The following is a 14,279-nucleotide window of genomic DNA, read 5'->3' as shown; positions in this document are numbered from 1 at the left end:
GCCCGGCCACGGGAGCGGCCGGGCCCGGGCCTCAGCCGAGTTTCACATCGCGGAACTTCGGCTTGCCCAGCAGGTTCGCCTCGAAATCCTTGACCTTGTCGGTGGTCGCATCGACTTCGTAGCGGATCGACAGCGGGATGCAGAGCTGCGCCTCCATCGCGAGCTTCTGAACGGTCGACAGGGCAGCGGCGCGCTCTGTCTGATCGTTCGTCTCCCGGCTTTTCTGCAGCGCCTCGTCATAGCCCTCGGGCGGCGCGACACGGCCCGGGTTGTAGTAGGAGCTCTCGGCATACATCAGCGCATAGGTCAGGCTGGGATCCGGGCGCCCGGTCCAGGCGGAGAGCAGGATGTCGCCCACCTTCTCCTCACCGAAGAACCGGCCCGAGGCCTCGGGGATGGGCGCATTGGTGAACCGGCCCTTCACGCCGATCTTGGCCCATTGCGCCAGCAGGAATTCCTGCCGCTGAACAGAGCCCTGATCGGGATAGCCCCGCATGTCGAGCTCGATCCCGTCGCCGTAACCGGCCTCCTTCATCAGCTCCATCGCGCCGTCGACGTCAAAGGTGGTCAACGCCGCGGCCTCCTCCGAAAAGGCCCAGTGCGCCTTGGGCAGGTTCATATAGGCGGGCTCGCCCACACCGGCCTGCGTCACCTGCACATAGGCGTCCCGGTCAATCGCCATGGACATGGCGCGCCGCACCCGTACGTCCTGCAACGGACCACGGGCGGAGTTCACATAGACCTGATAGATATAGAGCGTCGGCCCCGCCACCAGCGTCAGGTTGGGCATCTTGTCGACCAGCTGCTGCTGCCGCTCGTCCAGCTGATAGGCCAGATCGACCTGACCGGACTGGATGGCGCGCAGGCCCGTGGCGGATTCCGGGATGATGAACAGCTGGATGCCGTCCACCCCCGGCACGCCATCGCGCCAGTGTTCGGCAAAGCGTTCGCCGGTGACCTGTTCGCCATCCGTCCAGCTGACGAATTTCCACGGGCCAGTGCCGACCGGTGCGCGGTCCACATTCGCCTCAGGATCGTTGCCGAGCGCCGTGGGCGACACCATCATGCCAGCGCGGTCCGACAGGATCAGCGGCAGGGCGGTATCGGGGGCCGAAAGTTTCAGCGTGACGGTCAGCTCATCGGTCGCTTCGACCTCCGCCACATTGGCCACGTCCTTCTTGATGTTGGACAGCTGCGCGGTGCGGTTACGGTCGAGGTTGAACTTCACCGCCTCTGCATTGAAGGGCGTGCCATCGTGGAAGGTGGCGCCGGAGACGAGCTTCAGCACCAGCGTCTGCGGATCGGTGAATTCCCAGCTCTCCGCCAGCCCCGGCTTGGGCGCCAGCGTGGCCGGTTCCCAGTCCACCAGCGTGTCGTAGAAATTATACAGGAACACATGGTCAGAGCCCGCGCCGCCCGTGGTCGGATCGAGGCTCGACGGGTTGGAATTGGCGCGGATCTTCAGCACGTTGCCGGATTGCGCCCAGGCGCCCTTCGGCAGCATACCGACAGCCGCAGCCCCCGCCATCCCCGCCAGCACCTGCCTGCGGCGCAGCGGTGGCAGCGCGTTTATCAATTTGTCGGTCTTCGATGTCATGACGATGTCCTCCCTGTCATCATTCCGAAATCTGCCCCGCGCCCCGGTCCGGCAGGGGCGGCAGCCCCTCTGGCGTGGCATGGTGGCAGGCGACCCGGTGATCGGGTCTGAGCTCGCGCCACGCCGGCTCCTCTCCGGCGCAGCGCTCCGTGGCCCAAGGGCAACGGGTATGAAAACGGCAGCCCGATGGCGGGTTCACCGGGCTCGGGATATCGCCCTCCAGCACCATCCGACGCCGGTGGCGCAGATGGGCGGGCAGGGGCTGCGGCTCGGCCGACAGCAGGGCGATGGTGTAGGGGTGCAGCGGGGCCTCGATGATCCCCTCGGTCGGGCCCAGTTCGACAAACTGGCCCAGATAGGTCACCGCGATCCGGTCGCTGATCTGCGCCACGACAGAGATATCATGCGCGATAAAGGCATAGGCCAGCCCCATATCCGCCTGCAACTCTTTGAAGAGGTTCAGGATCTCGCCCCGGATAGACACATCCAGCGCCGCCACCACCTCGTCGCAGACCACCAGCTTGGGGTCGAGCGGCAGCACCCGCGCGATATTCACCCGCTGCTTCTGCCCGCCCGACATCTCATGCGGGTAGCGCTGCGCCATGTCCCGCCGCAGCCCGACCTTTTCCAGGGCCGCCAGCGCCGTGTCCCGCATCTCAGCCGCCGAACGTCCGCCCGCAATCTTCATCGGCTCGATCAGGCTGTCGAGGATCGTCATCCGCGGGTTCAGCGCGGCGTTCGGGTCCTGAAAGATCATCTGATAGGCGCGCCGGGCCACCCGCCAGTCGCGCTTGGACATGCTGGCCCGGTCCTGCCCGTCGAATTTCAGCGTCCCGCTGGAGGGCTCCAGCAGCCCGACCAACGTCCGGCCTACGGTCGACTTTCCCGACCCGCTTTCGCCGATCACGCCAAAGGTCTCTCCGGCGCGGATCTCGAAACTGACGCCATCGACCGCGCGCACCTCCTCCGTCCCGTCGAGGCTGGGGAAACGGACGGTCAGGTCGCGGACCTCCATCACCGGGCGGCTCAGGGTATCCTTCATGCCATCGCTCCTTCCACCGCACCCGCGAGGCTCAGCTCATCGGCGCGCCCGCAGCGGACCCGGCGGTCGGCGGTCACATGGCGCAGCTCCTGCGGCTGGGCACAGGCCGCCTGCGCATGCGGGCAGCGCGCGGCAAAGCGGCAACCCTTGGGCATGGCCATGGGTGCAGGCACGCGACCGGGAATATAGGCGAATTTGCCCTTTTCCATGTTGAAATGCGGCAGGGAACGCAGGAGCCCCGAGGTATAGGGATGCTGCGGCGCCATCAGCGCGGCATCGACCGGGGCATCCTCCACGATCTCTCCCGCATACATGGTAATCATACGCTGGCAGGTCTCCGCCACCACGCCCAGGTCATGGGTGATGAAAAGGAGCGCGGTGCCCGTTTCCTCCGACAGCTTGGTCAGCAGCTCCATGATCTGCGCCTGTATCGTGACGTCCAGCGCGGTGGTCGGCTCATCCGCGATGATGAGGTCCGGCTTGTTGATCAGCGCCATGGCGATCATCACCCGTTGCCGCATCCCGCCCGACAGCTGGTGCGGATATTCGCCGTAGCGCTTTTCGGGCGCAGGGATGCCCACATCGGCCAGCGCGGCGATCACGCGGTCCTTCTCCTCCGACTTGGAGACACGCTCATGCAGCCGCAGCGCCTCCCCGATCTGTTCGCCCACCGGGAAAACCGGGTCGAGCGCGCTCATCGGTTCCTGAAAGATCATCGCGATCTTCTTGCCCCGCATCCTGCGCACCTGCGCGGTGGAGGCCGTGGCCATGTCCACCCCGTCCAGGCTGACCCGCCCGCCGATCTGCGCCGTGCCCGGCAAAAGCCGCATCAGCGACAGCCCCGTGACGGATTTCCCGCAGCCCGACTCGCCCACCAGCCCCACGCGTTCGCCCCGGGCGATCTGGAAGGACACATCGCGCACGATCTGAAGCGCCGGCTGACCGCGCCGGCCAGAGAAGCCGATGCTCAGGTCCTTCACATCTAGGATCGGGGTCGCGCTCATGGCCGGTACCTCACGGCGGGGGCGTCCAGCAGCAGGCGCCGCTGCGCCAGATGCACAAAATCGACCAGATGCGCGCGGGTCTCGGCCGGGTCGATGATCTCCTCCACCCCGTAGGCCTCCGCCGTGCGGAAGGGGGAGCGCAGGGCTTCCAGCCGTTCTGTGATCTCGGCCATCTTGGCCTCGCGATCCGGCGCTGCTTCCAGCTCCGCGCGATAGGCGGCCTCGATCCCGCCCTCCAGCGGGATGGAGCCCCAGTCGCCCGAGGGCCAGGCGACGCGATGCCGGAACCCTTCGGGGTTCATATGCGCCGCCCCCGCCACGCCGAAGCATTTGCGCACGAGGATCCCCATGACCGGCACCGTGGCGCGGTAGACGGCGGCAATGGCGCGGGCGCCGCGCCGGATGGTACCTGCGGCCTCCGCCTCCGGTCCGATCATGAAGCCGGGAATATCGACGAAATGCAGGACGGGCAGGCGGAAGGTTTCCGCAAAATCGAGGAAGCGCGCGACCTTGTCACAGGTCTCCGCCGACCAGCCGCCGCCGTAGATATTCGGGTCCGACGCCAGAACGGCCACGGGACAGCCATCGACGCGGGCGAGGGCGGTGATCGTGGCCCGGCCGAATTTCGGCGCCATCTCCATCAGGCTGTCGGGGTCCAGCACCCGGGCCAGCACGTCACGCATCCGGTAGGTGCGGCGGCGGTCCACGGGCACGATATCGCGCAGGCTCTCATCCGGGGCGACCTCCACAGGCGCACCACGCAGCGGCATTTCCCCGACCGAGGACGGCAGGAAGGACAGGAACCGGCGCGCCGCGTCAAAGGCCGCCGCCTCGTCCTCCACCACCAGATCGGCCGCGCCGGATTTCTCATGCACGGCAGGCCCGCCAAGCGAATCCTTGTCCGTCTCGATCCCGATCCGTTTCACCACTGGCGGCCCGGCGATGAACATATGCGAGGTCGACCGCGTCATGACCGTCAGATGGGCCGAAACCGCGCGAGCCGACGCGATCCCCGCGACCGAGCCCAGCACCAGTGCCACCACCGGCACCGTCTCCAGATTGCGGATGACCGAATCCCAGGCCGGGTTGGCGGGGACATAGGTGCGCCCCATCGCTTCCACCGTGCGGACGGACCCGCCGGTGCCGTCGATCAGCCGGATCAGGGGCAGGCGCAGGCTCCAGGCCATCATCTCCGCCTGCACGACCTTCTCGCGGATCGACGCATCCGCCGCCCCGCCGCGCACCGTGAAATCATCCGCCGTGACCACCAAATCGCGCCCGTCGATCCGGGCCCGGCCGAAGATGAAATTGGCGGGCGAGAGGTGATCAAGCGCCCCGTCCGGCCCGTAGACGCCCACGCCGCTGAGGCTGCCGATCTCCCGGAAGGAACCCGCATCGCAGAGCTGGTCGATCCGCGCCCGGGCGTCCAGCTTGCCGCGGGAATGGTGCTTGGCCACCTTCTCCGCACCGCCCATGCGCATAGCGTCGCTGCGGCGCTTTTCCAGCGCCCCCAGCCTGTTCGAGCCGTCCATGAAATTCCTCCCTGCGTGGTCCTCCAACCACGGGGTCAGGCTTTCACTGGGTCCATTTATTGTCAACAATTTACAAACGCTGCGGCGCGGAAGTCTCGTCTGAAAATGACTGAACGATGCGTTAAGTAGAGTTAAATCAGCTGTTTAAGCGAATGAAAAAATCCTGACAATTGACAGGGTGGCGCGCACAATTGCTGCGGTTGCGTCCATCTCAGGGACGCTGCGTGGTACAAAAACGTGCCTCCGAATTGTGCAATATCCGGTGCCGATCAGGGTTTTCATGATCATACCGCCCGAATCCCTGTGACAAGCCGGACAGTCCGCGTCAGTCTGTCAGCGAGTAGAAGCGGTGGGGCCCACGCCCTGACATTGCTCATCAGTTGAGACCCCTCCGGCGCCCCTGGGCGACCAGACCGATTGATGAGTAGCTATGCCCGCCCTCGTTCCCGAGATCCCGACGTTTTGCCTGTGCCCTGAGGTTCAGCCATGACCGGCCTTCTGATCGCCAATATCGCGCATGGCCTGACCGGTGATGCCGAAGGCACCCGGTTCAGCGGCGCGATCCGTATCCGGGACGGGCTGATTGCGGACATGGGAAACCTCCGCCCCGAACCCGGCGAAAGGGTGATCGACGCCACCGGCTGCGTGGTGACCCCCGGTCTGGTGAACACCCATCATCACCTGTTCCAGTCGGTGCTTAAGGCCGTGCCGGAGGGCATGAATGCCGCGCTGGATGACTGGCTGATGCGCGTGCCCTACAGCTACTGGCCGTTCATCGATGCTGAAACGCTGGCCGTCTCCGCCCGGATCGGTCTGGCCGAACTGGTGCTTTCGGGCGCGACGACCGTGTCGGACCACCATTACATCTTCTCCGCCCTTTACGACTACGATCCGGCGGAGGTCCTGTTCGACGAGGCGCAGCGCTTCGGCATCCGCTTCCTGCTGGCGCGCGGCGGCATGACCAAGGGCCGCGCCTTTGACGACCCCGCCGTGCCGCCCGCCCCGATCGAGACGTTTGACGGCTTCCTCACCGGCATCGAACAGGCCGCCGACCGCTGGCACGATCCGTCTCCGCTGGCCATGACCCGCATCGCTTCCGCCCCGGTGACGCCCTGTTTCAACGTGGAACCGCAGATGCTGGCAGAAATCGCCCAGCATGCCCGCGCCCGTGGCCTGCGCCTGCATGCGCATCTGTCGGAAAACACCGGCTATGCGGCCTATACCGAGCGGGTGCATGGCAAGCGGCCCGTGCCTTGGCTGGCGGATCACGGCTGGCTGGGCCCGGATGTCTGGTTCGCCCATCTGGTCGATCTGACCGAGGGGGAGGTCGCGCTGCTGGCCGAAACCGGCGCGGGGATGGCGCATTGCCCGCAGGCCAATGCCCGGCTCGGCTCCGGCATCGCGCCCGCAGAGGCGCTGTTCCGGCTGGGTGGCAAGGTGTCAATGGCCGTCGACGGGGCGGGCGCCAATGAGGCCGCCGATATGGGGGCCGCGCTCTATTCCGCCTTCGCTTTGCACCGGGCCACCAAGGGCGTCGGGGCCGTAAAGGCCGAAGCCCTGATCCACTGGGCCACGCGCGGCGGGGCGGAGGTGCTGGGGTTCGACCAGACGGGCCTCCTCGCCCCCGGCATGGCCGCAGATATCGCGCTTTTCGACCTCTCCCATCCGCGCAATTTCGGCCTGCATGACCCGGCGCTGGCCCCTGTCCTGACCGGGGCCGCACAGGTCAAACACAGCTTTGTCGGCGGCCGCCAGATTGTCGAGCACGGCCGCATCCCCGGCCTAGATCTGGCCGAGCTGGCAGAGGACGCTGCCCGCGTCACCCGCCGCCTGAGCCAGAAAATAAGGGAGGCCGGGGCGGAACCCCTGGCCCGGACCGCCCATGCCTAACCGCATCCGGAGTAGAAGCAGTCAGCGCAATCCCGCGCCGGTCATTGCTCCCATACCCGTCCCGAAGGAGGACAGATCATGAGCACAGACCCGACCCAGATGGCCGAACTCGCCAAGGAATCCCGCATCGGCGGCTATGGAGAGGAGGTCCATCGCGACATCCCCCAGATCGACATGTCGGACTATTTCAACCGGCGGGACGAGATCACGGAGGCGCTCTGGTCCGCCGCCACCGATATCGGTTTCTTCCAGCTGACCAACCACGGTATCCCGCAGCAGCTGGTGGATGAGGCCTTTGCCCTCTCCGGCGGGTTCTTCGACCTGCCGACCGCAACGAAAGAGCAGTTTCCGCTGAAGCCCGGCACCAATGCGGGCTGGGAATATATGGCGCAGGTGCGCCCCTCCACCGGCACGGCCGACCGCAAGGAAAGCTACCAGATCACCCTGCCGCGCATGCAGGGCCTCTGGCCGTCAGAGAGCGACCTCGCCGGTTTCCGCGCCACCATGCTGGCCTTTGAACGGCACAACTGGTCGCTGGCGATGAAGGTGCTGGCCTGTTTCGCGGACAAGCTGGGCTTTGAGGCCAACCTCTTTGTCGATGGCCATGACCCGCAGAAACCCGAATACCAGTCGACCCTGCGGCTGATCCATTACCTTGGGATGGAGGACGCCAAACCGCAGGATTTCAAATTCTGGCGGGCGGGCGCGCATACGGATTTCGACTGTCTGACGCTGCTGCACCAGCGGGCCGGGCAGGGCGGGCTGCAGCTCTGCCCCTTCAAGGACAGCGAAGGCCGCGCCATCGCCTGGACGGATGTGCCGCCGCAGGACGGGGTCATCACCTGTAATATCGGCGACATGCTGATGCGCTGGTCCGACGACCGGCTGCAATCCACGCTGCACCGCGTCCGGATGCCAAAGCCCGAGGAATATCTCGGGCCTCGTTACTCCATGGTCTATTTCGCCCAGGCCAATACCGATACCCTGCTGGAGGGGCCGGAGCGGAAATACGAGCCAATGACCGGCGGCGATTACATCCGCATGCGGCTGGGGGCGAATTACAAGAAATGACCCAGGCGGCGCGGATATCAGGGCAGGGCGGCCGTCACTTCGATCTCCACCACGAATTCGGGGCGGGTAAAGCCGCTCACGATCACGAGGGTGGAGGCAGGCAGATGGCTGACGTCCCGCAACCAGGCATCCCGCGCCGCCATATATCCCGCCATATGGCTGCGGTCGGTGACATAGGCGTTGATGCGGAGCAGGTGGTTACGGCTCGTCCCGCCCTCCCTCAGGATCGCGTCGAGATTGGCGAAAATGATCTGCGCCTGCGCCTCCGCCCCATCTGGCACAGTGCCATCGGCGGCCAGACCCAGCTGGCCGGAGGTCACGACAATCCCCGTACCTGTCGTCGCCACACCATGGGCATAGCGGGCAAAGGGCGGGGCGATATCGGGGGGCAACAGGCTGCGGATCATGGCGGCTCTCCTCTGGTTGGCACAGTCATGACAAAGCGCCCCTGCGCGGCCAAGTCCGCGTTTCTGGCAACGCAACCCGAGGCTCTGCAAACCGGCGACATGCTTGCGAGCGCCCAAGAATTAAGCAAGACACAGAAGCTTGTGGCGAATGCGGGGGCGCCCCCTGTCCGTCGCCTGAACCATCTGGAAAAATTGACAAAAACACCAACCGGGAGAATCAAATGACCCAACTGAAAACCCTCACCGCCATGGCGCTGGCCCTCTCCGCGACCATGGCCCAGGCCGAAAGCCATATGACCGAAGTGTCCTTTGGCACCAACTGGCTGGCCCAGGCCGAGCACGGCGGTTTCTACCAGTCCGTGGCGGACGGCACCTATGAGGAATGCGGCCTCAAAGTCACCATCCAGCCCGGCGGCCCGCAGGTGAACAACCGCGCGCTGCTGCTGGCCGGCAAGATCGATTACCACATGGGCGGCGACCTGCTGCAGGCCTTCAACGCCGTGAAGGAAGGCGTGCCGGTCGTGTCTGTCGCCGCCGTCATGCAGAAACACCCGCAGGTTATCCTCGCCCATCCCGGCAAGGCGTCGACCTTTGAGGATCTCAAGAACCTGACGCTGCTGATCGGCGACAACGGCTATCAGTCCTATTACCAGTGGATGATCGCCCAGTATGGCTTCACCCCCGAACAGCGCGAACCCTATACGTTCAACCCCGGCCCCTTCCTGGCGGACGAGGACAAGGGCATGCAGGGCTATCTCAGCTCCGAGCCTTATCTGGTTGAAAAAGAAGGCGGGTTCACACCCGACGTCTTCCTGATCGCCGATGCGGGCTATTCCACCTACGCCACCACGATCGAGACGATGGCAGATACCATCGCCTCCAAGCCGGAAGAGGTGAAATGCTTTGTCGATGGGTCGATCAAGGGCTGGTACAATTACCTCTACGGTGATCACTCTGCGGCTGACGAGATGATCATGACCGACAACCCGGAGATGACGCAGGACAAGATCGACTACGCGATCGAGAAGATGCTGTCCGAAGGGATCGTTGACTCCGGCGATGCAGAGACGATGGGCATCGGTGCCATGACCGCAGAAAAGGTTGAGGATTTCTTCACCAAGATGGTCGACGCCGGCGTGATCGAAGACAGCATCGACTGGCAAGCCGCCTTCACCACCGACTATGTGAACCAGAAGGTCGGGATGGACCTGAAGAAGTAAGACCAACCGGCGCAGCCAGATACGGCTGCGCCCACAAGGCCCCCGTGGCGCAGGCGCCGCGGGACGGCACGGACCTTCTCATCCGTCGGGCGGCGCGGTGAGCCTTTCCGGGAGCCAACCCATGATCAAACGTCCACCTCTCGGCCAACGCGCGCCCTTGCTGAATATGTCTCATGTAGAGAAGACGTTCAGGGGCGATGTCGTAGCCCTGCGCGATATGAACCTGACGGTGAACGAGGGCGATTTCATCTCGCTGCTGGGGCCGTCGGGCTGTGGCAAGTCCACGGCACTGCGCCTGATCTCCGGCCTGATGACCCCGACCTCGGGCAGGATCGACTGGACCGGCGGCAAATCCAAGGACGATCTGGGCGTCGTCTTTCAGGAACCGACGCTGATGCCCTGGGCGCGCGTGGTCGACAACGTCTGGCTGCCCTTCCGCCTGCGTGGCATCGCCTATAGCGAGGTCAAGGATCAGGTGCTGGAGGCGCTCAAACTCGTGGGCCTTGAGAAATTTCAGCGCGCCTTCCCGCGCGAGCTTTCCGGCGGCATGAAGATGCGCGTCTCCATTGCGCGTGCGCTGGTCACAAGGCCGCGCCTGATCCTGATGGACGAACCCTTTGCAGCGCTTGACGAAATCACCCGCCACAAGCTGAACAACGATCTGCTCGCCCTGCGGGAGGCGATCGGCTGCACCGTGATCTTCGTGACCCATTCGGTGTTTGAATCGGTCTTCCTGTCGGACCGCATCGTCGTCATGGCCGCCCGTCCGGGCCGCGTGATCCGGGAGGTCGAGGTCACCGCGCCTTACCCCCGCGACGAGGAATTTCGCACCTCCGCCGCCTATGCCGCCCATTGCCGCGAAGCCTCCGAAGCCCTTCACCAAGCCATCGGAGAGGCCGCATGAGCATCGCCGACACAACCCCCGTCCCGCAAGAAGATCAGGAAGAGCTCGCCCGGTACCGGCGCGAGAGGGTGATGAAGATCGCCCGATGGACCCTGCCGTCGCTGGTGATGATCCTGACCATTCTCGCCTGGCACCTCTACGTGACGATCTGGGAAATCCCGCATTACGTCCTGCCCGGGCCCGGCCTTGTCGCCCAGAAGATGGTGGAGGACTGGGGCATCCTCGGGCCCGCCATGATAAAAACCGGCAGACTGACCGTTCTGGCGCTCTTCTTTGCGGTGGCGGGCGGCGTGGGCCTCGCCGTGGCGTTTACCCAGTCGAAATGGGCGGAGATGTCGTTTTTCCCCTATGCCGTCATCCTGCAGGTGACGCCGGTGGTGGCCGTCGCGCCGCTCATCCAGATCTATGTCGACAACGCCTTTGTTGCGGCGCTGCTATGTGCCTGGATTGTCGCGTTTTTCCCGATCCTGTCGAACACGACCATCGGGCTGAAATCGGCCGATCACAACCTGTCGGACCTCTTCACCATCTACGGCGCCACCCGCTGGCAGCGCCTGCGTTACCTCGCGGCCCCCTCCGCGTTGCCGTTCTTCCTGGGCGGGCTGAAGATCGCCGGGGGCCTTGCCCTGATTGGCGCCGTGGTGGCGGAATTTGTCATCGGCCGTGCGGGCACCGGCCTCGGCCTGGCCTCAACGCTGCTGGAGGCCTCCTATCGCTTCAACTTCGGCCGCCTCTACGCTGCGCTCATCCTGATTTCGGTCATGGGGGTGGTGATCTTCGCGCTGATGAGCCTCATCAGCTACCTCGCGCTCTACCGCTGGCATGAAAGCGCTCTGAAACGAGAAACCTGATGGACTACAAGACTTTACCCACCGGCCGCTTTACCCTGCGGGACGTGACCGTCCCCGGCTGCCTGATCGGCAGAACGGATGATCTGGTCAGAACCGATATCGGCATCGACGGCAACAGGATCGCAGCGCCGGGCGGCACGGACGTGCCCATGGCGGGCGCTATGGTCCTGCCGAGCTTCACCGATATGCACACCCATCTGGACAAGGGGCATATCTGGCCCCGAGCCTCGAACCCCGACGGCACCTTCATGGGCGCGCTCAATACAGTGCGCGCGGATCACGCCAACTGGACCGGGCCGGACGTGGCCGCGCGCATGGAATTCTCGCTGAAATGCGCCTATGCCCATGGCACGGCGCGGGTGCGCACGCATCTGGACAGCGTCAACGGCCAGTTCCGCCGCTCCTGGCCGGTGCTGGCCGAAAAACGCGCCGAATGGGCGGGAAAGATCGAGCTTCAGGCTGTCAGCCTGATGAGCTGCGACCGCTTTTCCGATGATGGCGAATTCCTTGAGATTGCCAATATGGTGCAGGAGCTGGGCGGCGTTCTGGGCCTCGTCTCCTATCCGATGGACGGGCTGAAGGATGTCTTGATCAAGTTCTTCGACATGGCGGCCAGCAAGGGCCTGTCGGTCGATTTCCACACCGACGAGACGATGGATCCGACCTCCGAAACCCTGCGCGCCATTGCGGAGGTGGTGATCGAAACCGGTTTTGACGCGCCCGTGGTGGTGGGCCATTGCTGCTCCGTCTCCACCCAGGCCGAAGACCGCGCGATGGACACGCTGGATATCGTCGCCAGGGCCGGGTTGAACGTCGTCTCCCTGCCCATGTGCAACCTCTACCTGCAGGACCGCATCCCGGGCCGCACGCCGCGCAACCGGGGCGTGACGCTGGTGCATGAGATGAAGGCGCGCGGGATTGCGGTCAGCTTCGCCTCCGACAACACGCGCGATCCGTTCTATGCCTATGGCGATCTCGACATGCTGGAGGTGCTGCGGCAGGCCACGCGGATCGCCCATCTGGATCATACCGATACCGACTGGGTGAATTCCGTCACCGCCACGCCTGCCGCCGTCTGCGGGTTCGACGCGGCCGGGCTGGCGACAGGCGCGCCCGCCGATCTGAACATCTTCCGCGCCCGGGAATGGACCGAACTTTTCGCCCGTCCGCAGATGGACCGCATTGTGATGCGCGGTGGCATCGCCATCGACCGGACGCTGCCCGATTATTCCGAACTCGACGACCTGATGAGGCCCCAATGACCGCCAATATCGCCGCCGCCAAGGCCGCCCTGAGCCATCTCGACATCGAGGAGCGCGCCGCCGCGATCAAGACCGCGTCGCGCGATTTCTTCTGGTATTCTCCGGTGTTGAAGGACCGGCTGGACCATGTGCTGGCCGATTTCGTCGTGCGCCCCAAGACCGAAGCCGAGGTGATCGAGGTCCTCAAGGTCTGTTACGAACATGACGTGCCGGTCACCACGCGCGGCGCGGGCACCGGCAATTACGGTCAGGCCATGCCGCTGGCCGGCGGCTGCGTCCTGCACCTGCGCAATATGAACGCGGTTAAGGAGATCACGCCGGGCCGGGTCGTCGTGGAACCGGGCTGCCTGCTCAAGGAACTGGATCACGCCTGCAACGAGACGGGGCAGGAGATCCGCATGTTCTCCTCCACCTGGGACACGGCGACGGTGGGCGGCTTCATCGCTGGGGGCTCCGGCGGTGTCGGATCGGTCCGCTGGGGGTCGCTGCGCGATCTGGGCAATATCATCCGCCTGCGCGTGGTGACGATGGAAGCCGAACCGCGCGTTCTGGAATTCCGCGGCGAGGAGCTCGCCCGCGTCTCCCACGCCTATGGCACCAACGGCATCATCACCGAACTCGAACTGCCGCTGGCCCCCGCCTATGACTGGGTCGACATGTTCGTGGCGACGGACAGCTTCCCCGACGCCGTGGCCTTTGCCGATGACCTCGCCAATCAGGATGGCGTCCTGCTGAAACTGGCCTCCGTCTACGAGGCCCCTGTCGCGCATGAGTATTTCCTGCGGGTCAAACCGCATGTGGAGCCCGATACGAACCTCATAGGTCTCATGGTCGCGCCGCAGTCCATGGAGGGGTTCCTGACCTTCCTTGGCCGCCGTCCGGAAGCCAGGCTCATCTACCGTTCCGACGATCACGACTGGCCGCGCGCGCCCGGCAAGGTCTTTGAATACGGTTGGAACCACACGACCCTGCGCGCGCTGAAGGTGGACCCCTCGATCACCTATCTCCAGGTCCGCTACGGCTTCCCCGAGCATCGGGAGTTGATCGAGAAGATCCGCGCCATGTTCCCCGGCGGCGAGGTCATCCAGCACCTCGAAGCCTTGCGCATGGGGGGCAAGGTGGCCTTTGCGGGCCTGAGCCTCGTGAAATTCACCACCGAAGAACGGCTGAACGAGATCATCCGCCTGCATGAAGAGGCGGGCGCGATGATCTTCAACCCGCATCGCTACACGCTGGAGGAAGGCGGGCGGCAGACGGTGGACGACACTCAGCTGTCCTTCAAGAAGGAGGCCGATCCAAAGGGCCTGCTGAACCCCGGCAAGATGATCGCCTGGGATGATCCCGATTTCGCCTATGACGAGATGTACGCCTATCCCGGCATGAGGGCGGCAGAATGAGGCGGGAGTTAACCCGGATGGGTGAGATCACCCATCCTACAGGTCGCCGCGTAGGATGGGTGCTCTGCACCCATCCCGCCATCAACGCATCTTCCGCGCAAG

Annotated in this window: 12 protein-coding genes; 7 read left to right on the top strand and 5 right to left on the bottom strand. The window is 64.9% G+C overall.

Annotated elements, in window-relative coordinates; translation table 11 throughout:
* Nucleotides 1-31: 31 nt before the first annotated feature.
* From ACRARG_RS00430 to ACRARG_RS00415, 4 genes are read right to left on the bottom strand one after another with little or no spacing between them, the layout of a single operon-like run.
* Nucleotides 32-1,597, bottom strand: coding sequence for an ABC transporter substrate-binding protein (locus ACRARG_RS00430; RefSeq protein ID WP_432688008.1), 1,566 nt, complete (start codon nt 1,595-1,597; stop codon nt 32-34).
* Nucleotides 1,598-1,616: 19 nt separating this feature from the next.
* A complete protein-coding gene (locus ACRARG_RS00425) occupies nt 1,617-2,639 on the bottom strand; it encodes an ABC transporter ATP-binding protein (RefSeq protein ID WP_432688007.1) in 1,023 nt (340 codons plus the stop codon).
* Entirely contained in the window at nt 2,636-3,643 is a 1,008-nt protein-coding gene (locus tag ACRARG_RS00420) for an ABC transporter ATP-binding protein (RefSeq protein WP_432688006.1), read from the bottom strand. Before ACRARG_RS00420 ends, ACRARG_RS00425 begins: the two co-directional genes overlap by 4 nt.
* Nucleotides 3,640-5,175, bottom strand: a complete 1,536-nt coding sequence (locus ACRARG_RS00415; RefSeq protein WP_432688005.1) for an acyl-CoA carboxylase subunit beta — start codon at nt 5,173-5,175, stop codon at nt 3,640-3,642. Before ACRARG_RS00415 ends, ACRARG_RS00420 begins: the two co-directional genes overlap by 4 nt.
* A gap of 486 nt (nt 5,176-5,661) precedes the next feature.
* On the opposite strand from ACRARG_RS00415, the gene ACRARG_RS00410 reads away from it, so the two are divergent.
* Nucleotides 5,662-7,065 (top strand): amidohydrolase family protein, encoded by a 1,404-nt coding sequence (locus tag ACRARG_RS00410; RefSeq protein WP_432688004.1) that lies wholly within the window; start codon nt 5,662-5,664, stop codon nt 7,063-7,065.
* Nucleotides 7,066-7,143: 78 nt separating this feature from the next.
* On the top strand, nt 7,144-8,136 hold the full coding sequence (locus ACRARG_RS00405; RefSeq protein ID WP_432688003.1) for an isopenicillin N synthase family dioxygenase: 993 nt from the start codon (nt 7,144-7,146) through the stop codon (nt 8,134-8,136).
* Nucleotides 8,137-8,153: 17 nt separating this feature from the next.
* On the opposite strand, the gene ACRARG_RS00400 is transcribed toward ACRARG_RS00405, so the two are convergent.
* On the bottom strand, nt 8,154-8,543 hold the full coding sequence (locus ACRARG_RS00400) for a RidA family protein (RefSeq protein WP_432688002.1): 390 nt from the start codon (nt 8,541-8,543) through the stop codon (nt 8,154-8,156).
* 221 nt (nt 8,544-8,764) lie between these two features.
* On the opposite strand from ACRARG_RS00400, the gene ACRARG_RS00395 reads away from it, so the two are divergent.
* From ACRARG_RS00395 to ACRARG_RS00375, 5 genes are all read left to right on the top strand, one after another.
* Entirely contained in the window at nt 8,765-9,763 is a 999-nt protein-coding gene (locus ACRARG_RS00395; protein ID WP_432688001.1) for an ABC transporter substrate-binding protein, read from the top strand.
* Between the two features lie 166 nt (nt 9,764-9,929).
* On the top strand, nt 9,930-10,667 hold the full coding sequence (locus ACRARG_RS00390; RefSeq protein ID WP_432691286.1) for an ABC transporter ATP-binding protein: 738 nt from the start codon (nt 9,930-9,932) through the stop codon (nt 10,665-10,667).
* On the top strand, nt 10,664-11,518 hold the full coding sequence (locus tag ACRARG_RS00385; protein WP_432688000.1) for an ABC transporter permease: 855 nt from the start codon (nt 10,664-10,666) through the stop codon (nt 11,516-11,518). The genes ACRARG_RS00390 and ACRARG_RS00385 overlap by 4 nt, the downstream gene beginning before the upstream one ends.
* A complete protein-coding gene (locus ACRARG_RS00380) occupies nt 11,518-12,780 on the top strand; it encodes a cytosine deaminase (RefSeq protein ID WP_432687999.1) in 1,263 nt (420 codons plus the stop codon). The genes ACRARG_RS00385 and ACRARG_RS00380 overlap by 1 nt, the downstream gene beginning before the upstream one ends.
* Entirely contained in the window at nt 12,777-14,177 is a 1,401-nt protein-coding gene (locus ACRARG_RS00375; protein WP_432687998.1) for an FAD-binding oxidoreductase, read from the top strand. Before ACRARG_RS00380 ends, ACRARG_RS00375 begins: the two co-directional genes overlap by 4 nt.
* Nucleotides 14,178-14,279 lie beyond the last annotated feature (102 nt).

The sequence above is a fragment of the Pseudooceanicola profundi genome, from assembly GCF_050897955.1.
In the GTDB taxonomy this organism is placed as follows: Bacteria; Pseudomonadota; Alphaproteobacteria; order Rhodobacterales; family Rhodobacteraceae; genus Pseudooceanicola.
Note: the sequence above shows the minus strand (reverse complement) of the source record. Positions and strands in the feature narration are given on the sequence as shown.